Raw genomic sequence first — 17,485 nt, 5'->3', positions numbered from 1 at the left:
CTTACGGGTACCAGCGTTCGAGGTAGTCGCCGATGGCCTGGAGGAACTGGGGCGGCGCGGGCACCGCCACCAGGCGGGCCTTGATGGTCGAGCTGCCGGACACGCTCATCTCGTACTTCACCGAAGCGTGCGCATCCACGTTGAGGGCGCGCAGCTCGCGCTCGGAGCTCTCCTCGCGGTCCGCGGACGGCTTGCCGGCGATGCGGTTGGCCGACAGCAGGAAGGCGGCGGGGTTGCTGGTGCCCAGCATGGTGCCGGAGGGGCCGGAGACGGTGACGATGTTGCCCGCGGACTGGGCCTGGAGGCCCGCGGCCAGCACGCCGGAGCTGGAGCCCGCCGTGATGGCGGCGGCCAGGTTGCGCGCCGTGTCCGCGGCCGTCACCCCCAGCGTGAACTGCCCCGGCTGCGGGGCGACGCCTGCCTCCACGGCCACCAACTGCACGTTGTCGATGACGACGGTGTCGCGCGGCTGGGGCGAGGCCGGCGGGCGGCCGTCACCGAAGCGGCGGGCCACGCGGATGGAGCCCGCCGCGGACAGGGCCGGCGCGGTGGGCGTGCGCGCGAACAGGGTGAACAGGGCGTGGTCACCGGTGCCGTACAGGTAGACGCGGTCCCCGCGCGCGAAGGCGCCGAAGGCGGTGTTGGCGTTGGCGTCGCGGATGGCGCGGGCCAGGTTGGCGGCGGTGGACTCCGCGGTGGCGCCCACCGCGAAGGTGGTGCCCTGGGACGCGGTGCCCTGGGTGAAGTCCGTGCCGCGGAAGGTGACGACGGCCGTGGTGGGCGCGTTCGCGGCGGCGCGCGTGCGCGGCACGATGCGGGCCTCCCGGTCCGTCCCCGTGGGGTCGAAGGCGGCCGTGGCCGCACCGGTGCGGGCCACCAGCGACGCGGGCACGCCGGAGAACTGGAAGACGACGCGCCGGTTGGCCGCCAGGTCGGAGCTGCTGAAGCTGACCGTCGCGCCCATGCCCCGGGCCTTGAGCCTGCTGGCCGCCACGCCCCGCGACGTCAGCGCCCGCAGGACGAAGTCCGCGCGCCGCTGCGACAGGCGCTGGTTGTAGCCGGGGGCCGGCGGCGTGCGCTGATCCGCCCAACCCTCCAGGTCCAGCGAGGCGGACGGGTGCTCCGCCAGCAGCGCCGCCACCGCGTCGAGGATGGCGGAGGGCTCGCGGTCCGTGCCGTAGGTGGTGGTGGGCACGTCGTGGACGTCGGTGTCGAAGTAGATGGCCCGGTTGCAGTCAGCGCCGGAGACGACGACGAAGGCGGCCGGGTCCACCTGCTGCCCGATGTCCGCCAGCGCCGCGCCCACCGTCGCCGCGGTGCTGGTGTAGCGCGTGCCGTTGGTGGCCGGCAGCAGCAGCGCGGGCGCGGGCGTCACGCTGCCCAGCCGCGCGATGACCAGGTTGTCGCCGGGCGCCGCCTGCGGCGAGGTCCGCACGGTGATGACCGAGCGGTTGATGGCGTAGAGGTCCGGGCGGTTGGTGCTGGCGGTGACGCCCGACTGCATCTCCCAGTCCATGAAGACGCCCTGCAGGTCCCCCGCGGCCTGGTTGGTCCAGACGGAGTTGTTGCGCAGGGCCACGAGCAGCTCCTGCGCCGTCTCCCACAGCGTGTCCTGGCGCGTGACGGGCAGGCCGCTGCTGTTGGGGCCCACGCCGCCGTCCAGCGCGTAGCTGGTGGTGCCCACCGTGAGGTGGCCCGGCGCGTTGGCCACCAACGCCAGACAGGCGTAGGGGGGAATGCCCTCGCCGTCCTGCACCGTGAGGGTGGCGCTGCCGCTGGCGGAGGACGTCTCGAGGCTGTACTCACTCGACTCGTTCTCGTTGTCGTAGTTGAAGTTGGCGCCCACGTCGATGGTGGTCGAGTAGTAGACGTTGAGGTTCACCTCCAGGTCGGCGTACTGGAAGTGGTAGAAGGCCGGCCGCAACCCCAGGGCCAGCAGGTTCTGCGTCATGCCCGGCAGGACGGTCTGCCCCATGCGCAGCGTCTGATCCACGCTGTTGGTGTCCAGCTTGGTCTGGGCCTCGGCGATGGCGAGCCCCATGTCCCGGATGAAGTCGGAGATGTTGAGATCCGCGAGGATCTTCCCTGCTTTCGGCATGGTCTACCCCAAGGGTGCGGCGACGGGAGGAAGTGCGACGGCGATGTCGGGACGAACGGTGTCGGGACGGACGACCCAGTAGGCGTGACGGTCCTGCTCCAGCGTGATGCGGCGCGCGTCCACGTGCAGTCCGGTGCGCGCCCAGCCCAGCACCCGCTCCGACAGCGGGAGCCGCCCGGCGCCGGCCAGCGCCACCGCGGACTCCAGCCGCGTGCGCGCCTCGGCCAGGCGCCCCAGCTTCGCCAGCGCCAGGCCGTGCCGCTCGTGGTGCGCGGCCAGGTCCTGACGGGCCAGGTCGCTCGTGGGAGGCTGCTGCTGGTAGTGGGCCTCCACGCGCAGGCAGAAGGAGATGACGGCCTCGTGGGCCCCCGAGCGCTCCAGCGACTCGAGCACGCACCACGCATAGTGGCGCTGGCAGACGTCGGAGCCGCCCTGGAGCGCGGCCAGCCGCAGCGCCTCCCGGTAGTGGCGCAGCGCCTCGTCATGCCGGCCAGCCAGCGCGAACACCTTGCCCTGCTCCGCCACGCGGAAGTGCAGCGCGAGCTCGCTCACTGGGACACCAGCGACGTCCGCGTGCCCCGCGCGCGCAGCTCCGCGACGAGCCAGCGCGCGCGCGTGTCCCCCACCGTGGCCTGGAAGGTATGCGGCAGCCGGGAGAGCGCGGTGCGCGCCTCGTTGGCTTGCAGCCCCAGCCCCGAAGACAGCAGCTCCGCGGCCACGGCGGGGTCCTTCGAGTCCTCCACCGTCAGGCGGAAGCTGCGGAAGTTGATGAGCTGCACGGCCAGCTTCGCGCCCGCGGCCTCCAGGGGCGCGGTGCGCGCCACCACGTCCGCGCGCGACAGCCCCGTGTGCAGCACCACCGGCAGCCGCTTGAGCACCTTCGGCACCAGCGCCGGGGGCATGCCCGTCTCCCGCACCAGCAGCTCCGGGAAGCCGGCGTCGGCGGGGGCCTCCAGGAGGCTGACGTCGAAGCGCTGGAAGGCGTGATCCAACAACCGCACCCCACCCCGCGCTCCCAGCTCCCGCCACACGCGCTCCGCCTGCTCGTGCGAGAGGTCCCGGGCCACCAGCGGCGGCTCGCCCGGAGTCACGCCCTGCGCCTCCAGCACCGAGCGGACCATCGCGAGGCTGACCGTTTCCGTGGCGAAGACGTCATAGTGGGCGGTGGGCGGATGGCTGGCGTCCACCTCCGCGCCCAGCGCGGCGAAGCGCTCCCGGAGCGCGTCCACCGTGGCCTGGGACACGGAGCCGACCACCGTGGGCGGCGTGGCGCAGAGCGCCGAGGCGGCGTCCGCCAGGGGACAGCCCAGGACGGCCGCCAGCTCCGCGCAGACCTCGCGGAAGCGCCCGCCGTCACGCACGTACAGCGCCACGTCGTAGGTCTGCCCGGCGGGAGGAGGAAGGGGCGCGTCATCCGGCTCCACGACCACGCGCAGGCCCGCGTTGCCCAGCACCTCCGACAGGCCCCGGGCGAGGTCCTCCGGAAGGCCCGACGCCAGCACCGCGGGGGCGCGGAACAGCCTCGCGGCGAGCTCCGCCGGCGGCAGATCGAAGTGGGGCACCAGGGCGCGGACGATGCTCGCGGAACCCCGGTGCAAGGAGAGAACAGTGACGCGCCGTGAACCGTCCATCTGGAAACACGAGACACCATCCGGTGTTTCACTGTCAACGTTGCGCGACGTGCGACGCATTTTCCAATGTCTGAGAACTGCCTGCTCGCCGCTCTGGATCCAACCTCCTCCGTCATGACGCGGGCTGAAACATGCCCGTGAAACATCCTGGTGGGTCTGGCCGGCGGGTCGCGCCTGACGGCCTGCCTGCCCGGTCCGTGCTCACGGGCACAGTGGCAACGGCTGAAGCGCGCATGGCCATGGCTGGAGGGCCTCCCCATCCTGCCCCCGCGACATTCACGGGGGTTTGGACATGCGGACAGCGAAGATCTGGATGGGGACGCTGCTGGCGGGGGCGCTGGCGCTGGGCTACGGGTGTGGGAGCGAAGTGAAGGAGCCGACGCCGCAGGACGCGCCACAGCAGCAGGCCCCGGACTCGGGCACCGACGCGGGCGTGGTGCTGACGCTCAACGACGCGCAGATCGCCCGCATCCTGCAGGTGGCCAACGAGGGCGAGGTGATGCTGGGCCAGTACGCCGCGCCGCTCGCCACCGAGCAGGCCGTGCGCGACTTCAACAACCAGATGGTGACGGAGCACACCGCGGTGAAGCAGCGCCTGGACGCGCTCATCGCGGCCCAGGGCATCACGCCCGAGGACAGCGCGCTGAGCCTCCAGTTGCAGGCGGAGGTCCAGGAGATGATGCGGATCCTCTCCAGTCCGGAGGCTCCGCCCGTCGGCACCGGGCTCGACCTGGCGCTGATCAGCGCGCAGCTCAACGCGCACGCGCGCGTCGCCTTCCTCGCGGACAGCCTGCTGTCGCCGCAGATCAAGAACACCGCCCTGGCGCAGGAGGCGACCGCCGAGCGGCAGGCCGTGCAGATGCACATCAACTCCGCGAGCGACATCCAGTCGAACATCGTGCTGCCGCCCACCACGCCGTAGCCCGCGCACCGTCCGGAGCGCTTTTTCGGTCTCTGGATAAAAATACAGCTCGGGCTCTCAGAACCTGAGAGCCCGAGCCTGCGCAGACGACCCGTGGGGGAGGATTCGACCCAGGTGCTTTCCAATCGTGTCGGCCCGGTTTAGTAGGAATTTGGACCGCCGATGCAAAAGCCAACCGAACCGACCTCCGCGCAGAGCGAGCCGTTGACGACGGGACGGATCCTGCGCTCCACGTATGAGATTGGCACCGTGCTGGGCAAGGGTGGGATGGGCGCGGTGTTCCTCGCGCGCCACCTGCGCCTGCCGGGCAAGCAGGTCGCCATCAAGGTGCTGCACGGCGCGGAGGCGCTGTCGGAAGAGGTGGCGGTGCGCTTCCGGCGTGAGGCGGAGATCGCCTCGCGGCTGGGGCACCCGAACATCGTGGAGGTGCTGGACTTCGACACCCTGGAGGACGGCACGCCCTTCATGGTGATGGAGTACCTGCGCGGCGAGGGCCTGTCGCGCCGGCTGCGCAAGCAGAAGCAGTTGCCGCTGGAGGAGGTCTTCTCCATCACGCGGCAGATGGGCGCGGCGTTGCAGGCGGCGCACCGCGCGGGCGTGGTGCACCGCGACCTGAAGCCGGGCAACGTGTTCCTCGTGCCCACGGAGGCGGGCGGCGTCGTGGGCGAGCGCGTGAAGCTGCTCGACTTCGGCATCTCCAAGCTCGTGGACTCGCGCACGGTGCAGACGCTGGACTCCGTGCTGATGGGCACGCCGCAGTACATGGCCCCGGAGCAGGCCATGGGCCACAACAGCAACGTGGACGCGCGCACGGACCTCTTCGCGTTCGGCTGCATCGTCTACGAGATGCTCGCGGGCCGGCCGCCCTACTCCGGCGAGAACGTCGCGGAGCTCATCTACCAGATCGTCCACCTGGAGCCCCCGCCGCTCCTGACGCTGGCGCCCCAGACGCCGCCGCACGTGGTGGCGGCCATCTCCCGCGCCATGGCGAAGAAGCCGGAGGACCGCTACCCGGACGTCGGCGCGTTCATCCTGGAGCTGACGGGCAGCCCGCTCCAGACGCTCGCGGAGGCAAAGCCGGAGCAGCGCTCGCGCCCCACCCCTCCCACGGCCCCGCCGTCCTCCCCGCGTCTGCCGGACCGCGAGGAGCACATCCCCACGGTGGGCATGCGCCCGCACGCCCCTTCCGGGCCCGAGACAGCGTCCCTGCCCGCGCAGCCGCTGGCCCACGCCCGTCCGAAGTGGCCGGTGGCCGTGGCCGTGGGGCTGGCGGTCATCATCGCGTTCGCCGTCGCCTTCTTCTGGAAGCGCCCGGGTGTGGCGCCGCCCGCCGCCGTCGTGGCGGATCCGCCGGTCCAGCCGCAAGCCCAGCCCGCGGCGCCCGTCACCCCGCCGCCCGCAGTGGTCGTGGCGCAGCCGGTGGATCCGAAGCCGCCCGTGGACCCGGAGCCCCAGCAGCCACAGCCGACGGAGCCGGAGGAGCCCCGGCAGCCCACCGCGGAGCCGTCCACGGTGACGGCCAGGCCGAAGCCGCGCGGCACCCCGGAGTCCATGCCGGACAGCGTGCGCGAGGACCTGGCGGCGGCGCAGAAGGCGCTGGACGCGTCCAACACGTCGGAAGCGCTGCGTCACATCCGGCGCAGCCAGCGCACGAAGATCACCGGCCTGTCGTTCTCGCTGCTCACGCGCGTGTACTGCCAGCAGCACGACCTGGCGAACGCGCGGGCGCAATGGACCCGCGTCCCGGCAACGGAACGTCCAAGGGTCCGACAATACTGTTCGCAGTACGATATCGACCTGTAGGGTCGTCCGGGCGCGCGGAAGCTCCAGAGCGGGGGCGCGCCCGCAATCCAAGGAGTCGTCGTGAGAGTGCTACTGGCAGTGGGGGTCGTGGCGCTGTCCCTGGGGTGTACCCGGGGTGTGCGGCCCGACAGCGAGGTGGCGGGGACGAAGCCCGCCACCGGCAAGGTGTATTCCAACGAGGCCGGCGAGAAGATCACCCTCATCGCGCTGGAGCCCGGTGACGCGAAGAAGGCGCTGGTCGCCTTCGACGGCACGAAGAGCGAGCTGGACGGCCAGGTGCTGGTCGCCTCCGTGGGCCGGGACAGCCGCGCCATGGAGTACTGGACGCTGTGGCGCGGCCGCAAGCAGCGCTTCGTCTCCGTGCATGACCGGGGCGGCTACGAGGACCTCGTGTTCAGCGGCGTGAACCACACGGGCTACACGCACCTGAAGCCGGACACGGGCAAGACGGGCGCGCTGAAGGTGGAGAAGGTCTTCGAGCGCTACCAGGACCTGGAGGGCGACAAGAAGTACCAGGCCCTGCTCGCGTTCGACCGCAAGTTCTGGGCGAGCCAGGCGGAGACGCAGTTGGCGGAGGCCCTGGAGGCGACGAACAAGGCGTGCGGCTCCAAGCTGACGTCCACCGTGGCCTGGGACTCCATCACGGACGAGCAGATCAACGAGATGTCCTTCGGCAGCTACTGCGCGGGCCCGCTGGAGTCGCTCCAGAAGCTGTGCGAGCGCTCCGACGAGGCGAAGCGCACCATCCAGCAGAAGCTCCAGACGGTGGAGTGCCGCATGGACGCGAAGGCCGCGCTGAAGCTGGAGGCCCAGAAGGTCATCTGGACCGTGACCTCCGGTGAGACGGTCCAGCCGGACGCGACCACCTCCTTCTTCACCGACACCCTCTAGAACGAAAGCCCACTGACATGACTTTTCGACGCATGGTCATCGCCCTGGGGCTCGTCCTGGCCCCGCAAGCCGCGCTCGCGATGGATCCCCCCTGGGGCAAGGAGCAGAAGCTGCGCGAGCGCATGGTGCTGGAGTCCGCGAAGGTCTGCGCGGACGGCAAGGGCCACTACACGGTCCTCCTGCCCCAGACGCCCGAGCACGACGGCGAGCTGTACTACGGGGACGGCAAGACGTTCACGCAGGTGGCGCCCGTGGGCTACCCCAACGCCACGGAGGGCGGCTTCTTCGAGCCCCGCTTCTTCAACCCCAAGGCCAACGACAACTTCCGCGGCATGGACTACCGGGTCGTGTCGTACCTGAAGCTCAGCGAGGACCAGAAGACGTGCACGCTGAGCTGCGGGGAGAAGACCCTGCCGCAGCAGCCGGTGCCCGCGGACCAGGCCCGGGAGCTGCTGCGCAAGGCGGCCTACCAGCCCAACCCGGTGAAGTTCCAGCCGTACGCCCTGCTGCGCGACGACAAGGGCGTCTACTACCTGGTGGAGCGCGGCATCGGCGCGGACAACAAGAGCTTCCGCATCTTCACGGGCCAGCGCGGCCAGGTGAAGCAGCAGAAGATGCTCAACGTCGTCACCGACTCGCAGGGGGAGATCTTCTCCACGCAGGGCGGCGACCTGCGCCTCGTGGTGGACCGCGAGGAGCCATCGTTCTGGGTGGTGAAGAGCAAGCGCCAGAAGCTGCGCGCGGTGCCGGTGGGTGAGAACCTGCCCTTCATCTACAACGAGCTGGGCGTCTACACGGGCGCGCGGCTGGGCACGCCCTGCGACGACGTGTAGTGCCCAGGTGACGGGGAGCCCCGGGCACGGTCAGCCGTTGAGCACCTTCACGGCCTTGACCATGTCCGGGGCCAGCTCCTCGTGCTCCAGGAGCGTGAACCCCAGCTTCTTGCTGACGGCCTGCATGCCGCGGTTGCGCGTGAGGATGTCCGCGACGATGCGGCGCAGGCCCCAGTCCTTCCCGATGTCCACCAGCCGCCGCAAGAGCTCCGTGCCCAGGCCCAGCCGCTGGGCCGTGTCGCTGACGGTGATGGCGAACTCCGCGTCCTTCGTGCCGCGCAGGCGCGTGAGCCGGCCCACCGCCAGAATCTCTCCCCCGCCCTTCCCGTCCGGGGACGGCCTCTCCGCGACGAGCGCCATCTCCCGCGCGTAGTCGTTGAAGCAGATGCGCGCCAGGCGCTCATGGGCCACGCGCTGGCTGAGCTTCATCAGGCCCGCGTAGCGCATGAACACCGTCTGCTCGGAGAGGGCCTGGTGGAAGCGGCCCATGGCGGGCTCGTCCTCCGGGCGGATGGGGCGCACCAGGAGCTGCTCGCCGTTCTTCAGCGTGAGCACCTTCGCGTACTGGTGCGGGTACGGTTCGATGGCGAGCTTCGGCAGCGACGCGGCCTGCACGTCCGGCGGGTGCAGCACCACGCGCGCGTCCAGCGCGATGATGCGCTCACCGGAGACGAGCAGCGGGTTGATGTCCAGCTCGCGGATGAGGGGCTGCTCCACCACCAGTTGGCTGAAGCGCACCATCAGCCGCTCCAGCGCGCCCAGGTCCACGGGGGCCCGGCCGCGCACGCCCTTGAGCGCGTGGTGGATGCGCGTGCGCTCCATCATCCGCCGCGCCAGCGTGGTGGTGAGCGGCGGCAGGCCCAGGGCCCGGTCCTGCATCACCTCCACCAGCGTGCCGCCCGCGCCGAAGAGCAGCACCGGCCCGAACTGCGCGTCCAGGCTGCTGCCCAGGATGAGCTCGTAGCCGTCCAGCTTCGCCATGGGCTGCACGGTGACGCCCTGGAGCGCGTCCTGGAGGCCCCGCTCCGCGAGCGCGTCGCGGATGGCGCGGTACGCGTCCCGCACCTGGGCCTCGTCGCGCAGGTCCAGCCGCACGCCGCCCACGTCCGTCTTGTGCGTCACCGTGAGCGAGTGCAGCTTGAGCACCACGGGGAAGCCCAGCGCGCGGGCCTTCTCCACCGCCTCGTCCTCCGTCGTGGCGAGCCACGTCTCCACGGTGGGGATGCCGTAGGCGGCCAGCAGGCGCTTGGACTCGTACTCGGACAGCAGGGTGCGGCCGGAGGCGCGGGCCTCGTCCACCAGGGCGCGGGCGACGTCGCGGCCTCCGCCGGTGGGCTCCTCCGCCAGCGTGGGCGTCTCATAGAGCCCGGCGATGTTGTCCGAGTAGCGCCACATGTAGTTGAAGACGCGGGCCGCGGTGTCCGGGTAGCCGAAGGTCGGGATGCCCGCGTCGTTGAGGATGCGCTCGCCCGCGGCGACCTCGGAGCCCCCCATCCAACTGGCGAGCACGGGCTTGCCGGGCAGCTTCGCGTAGCCCTTGAGGCGGTCCGCCGTCTGGGTGGGCTCCGTCATGTCCTGCGGGGTGAGGATGACGAGCAGGCCGTCGCTGTTGGGGTCCGCGCCGGTAGTCTCCAGCGCCTTCGCGTAGCGCTCCGCGTCCGCGTCTCCCAGGATGTCCACCGGGTTGGCGTGGCTCCACGGCGGCGGCAGGAAGCCGTCCAGTTGCTTCCGGGTGTCGTCGGACAGCACGGCCAGCTCGCCGCCGCCGGACACGAGCGCGTCCGTGGCGAGCACCGCGGGGCCGCCCGCGTTGGTGAGCAGCGTGAGCCTGCGGCCGGAGGGCCGGGGCTGGCGGGCCAGCACCTCCGCCATGTGGAACAGGTCCTCGATGGAGTCCACGCGCAGCACGCCCGCGCGGCGGAAGGCGGCGGAGAGCACCTCGTCGCTGCCGGCGAGCGTGCCGGTGTGGGACGCGGCGGCCTGCGCGGCCTGCGCGGTGCGGCCGGCCTTGATGACGATGATGGGCTTGGTGAGGGCCACCTCGCGCGCGGCGGACAGGAAGGCGCGCGCGTCGCCGATGGACTCCATGTACAGCAGGATGGAGCGCGTCATCGGATCATCCGCGAGGAAGTCGATGAGGTCCCCCCAGCCCACGTCCAGCATGGAGCCCACGGAGACGAAGGCGCTGAAGCCCACGGCCTCGCGCAGGCTCCAGTCGAGGATGGAGGTGAGCAGCGCGCCGGACTGGCTGATGAAGGCCACGTTGCCGGGGCGGGCCATGCCCTTGGCGAAGGTGGCGTTGAAGCCGCTGGTGGGGCGCATCACGCCCAGGCAGTTGGGCCCGATGATGCGCAGGTTCGCGGCCTGCGCGATGTGCAGCACCTCCTGCTCCAGCTTCGCGCCCTCCGGCCCCGTCTCCTTGAAGCCCGCGGAGATGATGATGACGCCCTTGACGCCGACCTCCGCGCACTCGCGGATGATGGCCGGCACGGACTTCGCGGGGGTGACGATGACGGCCAGGTCCACCGGCTCCGGCAGCGCGCGCAGGGAGGGCCACGCCTTGATGCCGAGCACGTTGGGCCGCTGCGGGTTCACCGGGTAGACGGTGCCGCCGAACGGGCTGCTGATGAGGTTCCAGAGGACGGTGCGGCCCACGCTGCCGGGCCGCTCGCTCGCCCCCACCACCGCGACGCTGCGGGGGGAGAAGATGACCTCCAGCGGCTGACGGGTCCGCTGGTGGAGCAGGTCGATGGAGGGGTCCGTCCGGGCCGGGGGCTTGGCGGGGCGTTGCTCGTCCATGGTGCGCTCGTCTTCGGTGGGGTGACCGTACCGGAGCAATCTCCGGCAGGCCCCCATCGTGCACCAGTTGTCAGGGAGGGGGCGGGGCAGCGCACGTCTCCCCCTCCTGTTGCTGATACGAGCGAACAGGCGGGCGCTGTCAGGACGCGCGCGCCCGCTCCACCGCCGGCTTGAGCACGGTGCTGGCGAACTCCGCCAGCGTGGTGGGCGTGGTGGTCTCCTTCGAGCGCGGCTCCGCCGAAGCCATGCGCCCGTCCTGGATGGCGCCGTACATCTCCACGAAGGTGTCCGCCGCGAAGGCGGGCATGCCCGCGCCCAGCATCCCCTTGCGCAGGTCGTCCAGCCCCACCCGCACGTACTTCACGGGCTGGCCCAGCACCTGGGTGAGGATGCTGGCGACCTCCGGATAGGTGAGGTCCTTGGGCCCGTGCACGCCCACGTAGCGGTGGCCCGTCCATGAAGGGTCCAACAGGAACTCGGCGGCCTTGGCCGCGATGTCCGCGGTGGCGACCATGGGGAAGGGCTGGGTCTCCGGGTTCGAGCTGTAGAGCGCGCCCGCCTTCGCCAGGCCCGGCACGTCGCGCAGCAGGTTCTCCATGAAGAAGCCCGCGCGCAGGCTGACGACGTCCGGCGCCGCCGCCTGGAAGGCCTCTTCGATGGACTTCATCGCGGACACCGGCCCGGTGCCCGCCCCGCTCTGCGCGCCGACGCTGGAGAGCATCACCACGCGCTTCACGCCGTGCGCCTTCACGCGCTCCGCGGCCCGCTGGCCGTTGGCCTTCGCCCAGTCGTGGAAGTCCGGGCGGATGGCGGGCGGAGACAGCCAGAACAGCGCCTCCGCGCCAGCGAGCGCCGCGTCCAGCGTGGCCTGCTCGTCGATGGAGCCCTGCACCAGCCTCGCGCCCTGCTTCACCAGGTCCGCCACCTTCTCCGGCGTGCGCGAGATGAGGGTGACCTTCCTGCCCGCCTTGAGCAGCTTCTCCACGAGGGGACGACCGATGTTGCCGTTCGGGGTGTTGATGACGATGGACATGGGGTGCCTCCAGCGACCGCGAGATGGCCGAACAGTGCCCCCGCGCCCTGCATGAGGCCACTGCATGCTATGCATGCCTCCATGCGCCGCGCTCATGAAACCCCAGCGCCCTCCCCCGCCGAGGTGGACCTCTCCGGCATCAACCTCAACCTGATGGTGGCGCTGGACGCGCTGCTGCACGAGGTGCACGTCACCCGCGCCGCCGCGCGCGTGGGCCTCACCCAGTCCGCGATGAGCCACGCGCTCGCCCAGTTGCGGGAGCTGTTGGGCGACGCGCTCCTCATCCGCGGCCGGGGCGGCATGGTGCTGACGCCGCGCGCGCAGGCCCTGGCCGCGCCGCTCAAGCGGGGGCTGGCGGAGCTGCGGCGGGCCCTGTGCGACGAGCCCGCGTTCGCGCCCGCCACCGCGAAGCGCCGCTTCACGGTGGCGACGCGCGACTTCTTCGGGTCGGTGCTCCTGCCGGGCGCGCTGGAGCTCCTGGGCCGCGAGGCCCCCGGCGTGGACCTGTCCGTGCTGCACGTGGACAGCCACACCTTCCCCAGCCACCTGGAGACGGGCGAGGTGGACCTGGCCATCATCGTCGCGCCGGCGCCGTCCGGGCCGGGCCTGCGCCAGCAGCGGCTGCTCACCGAGGACTTCGTCTGCGTGGTGCGCAAGGACCACCCCACCGTGCGCCGCACGCTGGACGTGGACACCTACCTGGAGCTGTCCCACATCCTCATCAGCCCGAAGGGCGACGGCGTGGGCGCGGTGGACCTGGCCCTGGCCCAGCTCGGCCTGCCCCCGCGCCGCATCGCCGTGCGCGTGCCCTACTTCCTCATCGCGCCGCTGGCGGTGTCGCGCTCGGACCACGTCCTCACCGCGCCCCGCCGCCTCATCGCCGCGTTCAAGGACGCGTACGCGCTCCAGGTGTTCCCCCCGCCCATCCCCCTGCGCTCCTTCGACATCCTCCAGGTCTGGCACGAGCGCTTCGACGGCGACCCCGCGCACCAGTGGCTGCGCGGACTCGTGGCGCGGTCCGTCAGCACGGGGTCTGAAAACACCCGGAGTTCACGAAGGGTGCGGCGCGCGCCAGCTTCCTGACACTCGGGGGGCACGGCACTGAACGTCAGTACACAGGTGGGGGAGCATCGCATGGGGGGCTTCGTGTAGGGTGCTCCGCATGAATCCTGAGAAGCTTGTCTTCGCCCAGACCGTCGAGGCGCTCTTCGTCCGCGCGTTGGAGAATCGCCTGACGCCCGCGTGCCGAGAGCACCTCAAGCGGGCTGGGCTGGACCTCGACAAGAAGCTGGAGCGCACCTACTCGCTGGAGCAGTGGCGGGAGTTCCTGCGCATCGCGGCGGGCCACGTCTACGGCGGCGTGCCGGCGGAGGCCGCGTACTACTCCCTGGGCGAGCGCTTCATGGACGCCTACTTCGGGACGTTCTTTGGCCGCGCGCTGCTGGGCGTGGGCCGGCTGGCCGGTCCCCGGAGGATGCTGCTGCGGGCGGACCTGGGCTTTCGCGCCGGCAACAACTTCAGTGAAGTCAAAATCGTGGAGCGCAGCGCGACGTCGCTGGAGCTCTGGATGAACGACGTGCTGGCGGACCAGCCGACGTTCGCGGCGGGCCTGCTGGCGCGCGCGGTGGCGCTGTGCGGGGGGTGGCGGGTGGTGGCGCTGCCGGAGGAGTTCGACGGCACGGCGGCCACGTTCCACCTGCGCTGGAGCGAGGCCCCCGTGGAAGGGGCGCTCAGCGCCACTGAGGATGGGTCCGGAGGCGACGCTCGACCTCAGGCGTGAGGGTGCCGCCGTGCGGGGCCCGGGAGGACGAGCGCTCCCAGCGCTCCAGCCACCGGGTCCCCAGCGGGGCGGTCAGTGTCTCGTAGCGGGTCGAGGCCACGGTGGTCTCCCCCTTGGTGCCGGTGGAAGCGCCGGCGCCCACGTAGAACCCCGCGAGCAGCAGCGTGACGCGGGTGGGCGTGGCCGCGCTGTAGGTCATCAGCAGGGCGCCCTCCCCGTCTTCCCGGCAATGCCGGCGCACCCGGGCGAGCACGGCCTCGGTCCACATGTCCGGGTTGGACGCGGGTGAGAACGGGTCGAAGAAGACGAGGTCCGCGGGGGGGAGCTGCGCGTCCGGCTCCAGGAAGGGCACGGCGTCCCCCAGCTTGAGGGTCCACTGGAGGCCGGGCTCGGACCAGGCGCCGTGCTTCATGAGGCGCTCGGCGGCCTCGCGGAACGGCTGGAGGAAGGGGAAGCCCTCCGCGTCCGCGAGCGCGAGCCGCAGGGGGGCCAGGTCCACCTCGAAGCTGACGATGTGCAGGTCGCGGGCGCGCTCGGGGCCCAGCTCCCGGGCGCGGGTGAGCGCGGCGACGGCGTTGGTGGCGGCGCCCAGGCCCACGTCGTGGATGACGAGCGGCGGGCCGGGCTGGCGCAGGCGGTCCGCGAGGCCGGGCTGGTCGACGTAGAGGCGCAGGGCCTCCTGCCACGGGCCCACCGCGGGGTGCATGACCTCGCCATGGCCCAGGTGGCGCACGGCGCGGTGGCCGTTGCGCAGGGTGACGAGCTCGAAGTCGCCGTCGCGCGGATGGGAGGGCTCGGACATGGGGCTCCTGGCCTGGAGGGGACGTGTGGGAAAGGATGGGTGCCTAGCATGACGACTCCAGGGCAGGAACATCGGGGCGTGCTTCACGGGGAGGACGTCCGGCACGGGGAGGCTGCGTTCGGGGGCGGCCGGGTGCGGCTGTCGCTGCGGGTGGAGGCAGAGACGCGCACGGTGCGGGCGGCGGCGTGGGAGGCCCCCGTGCATGCGGGGCATCCGCTGGCGGAGTGCCTGGAGTCGCTGTGTCGGAGCGCGGTGGGCATGGGGGTGGACGTGTTCCTGCGCTTCGACGACTTCCACCTGCGCGCGGGGTGTCCGGAGGGGTTGGAGGCGACGGAGGAGGCGGGGCTGGCGGTGCGGGTGTTCCGGCTGGCCTTCAGCCAGTTCCATCCCCGGGCCACGGGGCCCGCGTACCTGTCGAGCGGGCTGGTGCTGGCGAAGCTGCCGCGGGGCGCGCGTCCGGAGTGGGACGAGCCGGGCTTCTACTTCGCGCACTACTACCGCGAGGAGCTGTGGCCCGCGGCGGTGGAGGAGGCGCGCCGGGGCGGCGTGCTGGGGCCGCGGGCGGCGTGTGCGTACATCGACGCGCTGCTGGCGAAGGCGGACGACACGGTGGAGCTGGACTGGCCCGTGGAGGAGGGCGCGGCGACCTGGGACTGGCTGACGCGCGTGTGCCTGCCGGCGGTGACGGGAGGGGTGGAGCGGACAAGGCGGCTGCTGGAGGGCGGGTACGGAGGGGCGAGCGGCACGGGGAGCTTCCCCTTCGGGCACCTGGACGGAGGCGCGTGGCATCCGCCGGTGGGGCTGCCGGAGCCGGAGAGCGTGGGGCACGCGGAGTTCATCCTTGGCGACCTGGAGCACCTGCTCCCGGAGCTGCCGAGGGACGGCGTGCTGCTGGCGGCGCCCCGGTGGATGGCGGTGGGACAGACGCGGGACTCCCCTGCTCTGCGCCGGGCGGACATCTCCAGCGAGGAGGCCGGGGGCTTCGGCCTCTTCAACGCGGCGGCGCACGACGCGGGTGAAGATGATGATTGAGGGGCGCCTGCTGTGTGGGCTGGTGGCCCTGCTGTGCCTGTCGTGCGCTTCGGGGCCAAGGCAGTACGCGCAGTCCACAGACTCCGCGACCAGTGGCTGCCTGCGCAATCCCGCCTGCTACACGCAGCCGGGGGACGAGGCGTTCCTGCCGTGGGTGGACAAGGCCGCGAGGGCCGCGGCCTCGGCGGGAGCCACGATGAAGCTCCTGGAGGCCGCGGACGTGGCCCGCATCGAGCACCTGCTGGTGGAGTGCGCGAAGGAGGCGAACCACCTCGTCAATGAGCGTGAGTACGGTGAGGGGAAGTCCCCGGATGACACGGAGTGCATGCGTGTGGTGGGTTACGACAAGAACGGCGATCCCATCCGACGACAGGCCGAGCTTGGGACGATGAAGCATGACGTTGCCTTCGCATGCGTGCGGCGCGAAATCCTCCGGCTCTTCCCCAACAACGTTTCGATCGAGCCGAGCTATGTGATTCGCACGGGCAAGGCGGGGAACCAGGACATCCTGAAGCCTGACATCGTCCTTCACGCCTCAGGCCGACCGGATCAGGCCCAGTGCATCTACGACTTCAAGTTTCCGTGCCTCAAGGCACGAAAGAGCAATCCGCGCTCGGTTCCAGAAACACAGGCGCAGATGACCCGGTACGCAAACCTTGATGGGCAGTGCAACCCCGCCATCATCACACCTCAGTTCGGGATCATTCGTGACTAGCTACACTCCCTCCGAGCACTTCGCCACGACACTTCCCAGGGTCCAGCTTGTCCTGCGCATCGTGTTCTATCTGCCGCATGACCACGGCTCACTTGCTCCATATGCGAGACAGTCACTGGACCTGTTTCTCAACGCCATTGGACATGCGCCTGAAAAATTGACCACGGGCTATGACCCCGACATCAGTGAGGCGGCGTTCCCGCTCACACCTGAGTTCTGGGAGGAGCTGCGGCGCCATGTCGAGAGGTCTCGCTTCGAGCCCTTGGATGACATGGACCAGGACTCCATCTGGTTCCGCACGCTGACCAAGCGGGGCTTTGACACGTGGGTCCATCTCGTCGGTGGAGAGTCGGACCCCAGTGGCTATGAATTCAGCTTCCGCTCTCGTCTTCCCTGGCGAGAACCTTCTTCTGAGTACAGCGTTCTGAGTGTGAAGGTCCCCATGCGATATCTGGAGGACCAGGGGCCCGTGAAGGCACGTGAGCTGGCGCTTTCGCTGGCGGAGCTCCTTCCCTTCAGCACGGGCCATGCGGGACTGTCGCTTTCGTTCACCCGTGGGAGATCGAGGCTCCTTCCCCTCCTGAAGGATCAACTGGTCCAGCATCCCGGCTGGGATGTCCCACGAGAGAGCACGTGGGGCATGGGAGAAGGAGTGGATGGCATCCACTGGATGAACTTCCTGGGCCCTCCCCTCCTCGAAACCATTGGCGGCGCCCATGCGCTCCGCTCGCACCTGAGCCACCCGGAGACCTCCGTCCAGGAACTCAGTGGAGGTCGTGCCCTGATCGGCCTGGGCCCCGCGCCGCTCGCGGGGAACACGAAGTGGGGTGAGACGCTGCCGGCCTATCGGGAGCTGGCGCGGTTCCTGGAACCGTGGCTCCTGCCTTCCACTCCCTTCAACAATTTCGAGGGGTACACCCAGGACGAGGCCCGTCTCTGGTGGCGCCGCTTCCTGGAGGCCCCTCCCGAGAAGGTCTACGACCCACGTGATGGGTAACCACACCGGATTCTTTAACGCATTGCCCCAGCACCCGGCGCACTGATAATCCGCAACCCGGAGTGTTCACGTCGAGCGGCGGGCCGACGGTCGTGGTCGCGCCAGCCCTCGCGGATCGGGGTTTCATCGATGCGGTCACAACGCGCTGT

Annotated in this window: 15 protein-coding genes; 9 read left to right on the top strand and 6 right to left on the bottom strand. The window is 70.9% G+C overall.

The features are described from left to right. Position 1: 1 nt before the first annotated feature. The 3 genes from K8612_RS12545 to K8612_RS12535 are packed head-to-tail and all read right to left on the bottom strand — an operon-like array spanning position 2 to position 3,696. Complete coding sequence (locus K8612_RS12545; protein WP_223762426.1) at positions 2 to 2,098, bottom strand: OmpA family protein; 2,097 nt, start codon at positions 2,096 to 2,098, stop codon at positions 2 to 4. Between the two features lie 3 nt (positions 2,099 to 2,101). Beyond that, positions 2,102 to 2,650 (bottom strand): hypothetical protein, encoded by a 549-nt coding sequence (locus K8612_RS12540; protein ID WP_223762425.1) that lies wholly within the window; start codon positions 2,648 to 2,650, stop codon positions 2,102 to 2,104. Next, entirely contained in the window at positions 2,647 to 3,696 is a 1,050-nt protein-coding gene (locus K8612_RS12535; protein ID WP_223762424.1) for a hypothetical protein, read from the bottom strand. The genes K8612_RS12540 and K8612_RS12535 overlap by 4 nt, the downstream gene beginning before the upstream one ends. 325 nt (positions 3,697 to 4,021) lie before the next feature. On the opposite strand from K8612_RS12535, the gene K8612_RS12530 reads away from it, so the two are divergent. The 4 genes from K8612_RS12530 (at position 4,022) to K8612_RS12515 (ending at position 8,178) form a co-directional block, all read left to right on the top strand. Then, on the top strand, positions 4,022 to 4,651 hold the full coding sequence (locus K8612_RS12530; protein WP_223762423.1) for a DUF4142 domain-containing protein: 630 nt from the start codon (positions 4,022 to 4,024) through the stop codon (positions 4,649 to 4,651). A gap of 162 nt (positions 4,652 to 4,813) precedes the next feature. Then, positions 4,814 to 6,454, top strand: coding sequence for a serine/threonine-protein kinase (locus K8612_RS12525; RefSeq protein WP_223762422.1), 1,641 nt, complete (start codon positions 4,814 to 4,816; stop codon positions 6,452 to 6,454). A 60-nt stretch (positions 6,455 to 6,514) separates the two neighbouring features. Then, positions 6,515 to 7,345: a hypothetical protein gene (locus K8612_RS12520; RefSeq protein WP_223762421.1), complete on the top strand. Its 831-nt coding sequence runs from the start codon at positions 6,515 to 6,517 to the stop codon at positions 7,343 to 7,345. Positions 7,346 to 7,362: 17 nt separating this feature from the next. Beyond that, entirely contained in the window at positions 7,363 to 8,178 is an 816-nt protein-coding gene (locus K8612_RS12515) for a hypothetical protein (RefSeq protein WP_223762420.1), read from the top strand. Between the two features lie 30 nt (positions 8,179 to 8,208). On the opposite strand, the gene K8612_RS12510 is transcribed toward K8612_RS12515, so the two are convergent. Both K8612_RS12510 and K8612_RS12505 read right to left on the bottom strand, forming a co-directional pair. Beyond that, on the bottom strand, positions 8,209 to 10,977 hold the full coding sequence (locus K8612_RS12510) for a bifunctional acetate--CoA ligase family protein/GNAT family N-acetyltransferase (RefSeq protein ID WP_223762419.1): 2,769 nt from the start codon (positions 10,975 to 10,977) through the stop codon (positions 8,209 to 8,211). Positions 10,978 to 11,116: 139 nt separating this feature from the next. Beyond that, a complete protein-coding gene (locus K8612_RS12505) occupies positions 11,117 to 12,010 on the bottom strand; it encodes an NmrA family NAD(P)-binding protein (protein WP_223762418.1) in 894 nt (297 codons plus the stop codon). 81 nt (positions 12,011 to 12,091) lie between these two features. On the opposite strand from K8612_RS12505, the gene K8612_RS12500 reads away from it, so the two are divergent. Continuing rightward, entirely contained in the window at positions 12,092 to 13,093 is a 1,002-nt protein-coding gene (locus tag K8612_RS12500) for a LysR family transcriptional regulator (protein WP_223762417.1), read from the top strand. A gap of 79 nt (positions 13,094 to 13,172) precedes the next feature. Next, positions 13,173 to 13,790, top strand: coding sequence for a DUF2378 family protein (locus tag K8612_RS12495; RefSeq protein ID WP_223741464.1), 618 nt, complete (start codon positions 13,173 to 13,175; stop codon positions 13,788 to 13,790). Here K8612_RS12495 and K8612_RS12490 read toward each other — a convergent pair. Continuing rightward, positions 13,741 to 14,592 (bottom strand): tRNA (5-methylaminomethyl-2-thiouridine)(34)-methyltransferase MnmD, encoded by an 852-nt coding sequence (locus tag K8612_RS12490; RefSeq protein ID WP_223762416.1) that lies wholly within the window; start codon positions 14,590 to 14,592, stop codon positions 13,741 to 13,743. The two genes, K8612_RS12495 and K8612_RS12490, sit on opposite strands and share 50 nt — an antisense overlap. Positions 14,593 to 14,670: 78 nt before the next feature. Here K8612_RS12490 and K8612_RS12485 point away from each other — a divergent pair, with 78 nt between their 5' ends. The 3 genes from K8612_RS12485 to K8612_RS12475 are packed head-to-tail and all read left to right on the top strand — an operon-like array spanning position 14,671 to position 17,336. Continuing rightward, positions 14,671 to 15,624 (top strand): hypothetical protein, encoded by a 954-nt coding sequence (locus tag K8612_RS12485; protein WP_223762415.1) that lies wholly within the window; start codon positions 14,671 to 14,673, stop codon positions 15,622 to 15,624. Further along, the gene (locus tag K8612_RS12480) at positions 15,608 to 16,339 is read left to right on the top strand and encodes a hypothetical protein (protein WP_223762414.1); all 732 of its coding nucleotides are present in this window, start codon (positions 15,608 to 15,610) and stop codon (positions 16,337 to 16,339) included. Before K8612_RS12485 ends, K8612_RS12480 begins: the two co-directional genes overlap by 17 nt. Beyond that, positions 16,332 to 17,336: a type VI immunity family protein gene (locus K8612_RS12475; RefSeq protein WP_223762413.1), complete on the top strand. Its 1,005-nt coding sequence runs from the start codon at positions 16,332 to 16,334 to the stop codon at positions 17,334 to 17,336. The genes K8612_RS12480 and K8612_RS12475 overlap by 8 nt, the downstream gene beginning before the upstream one ends. The last annotated feature ends 149 nt before the right edge of the window (positions 17,337 to 17,485 follow it).

The sequence above is a fragment of the Corallococcus sp. AS-1-6 genome, from assembly GCF_020037015.1.
Classification (GTDB): domain Bacteria; phylum Myxococcota; class Myxococcia; order Myxococcales; family Myxococcaceae; genus Corallococcus.
Note: the sequence above shows the minus strand (reverse complement) of the source record. Positions and strands in the feature narration are given on the sequence as shown.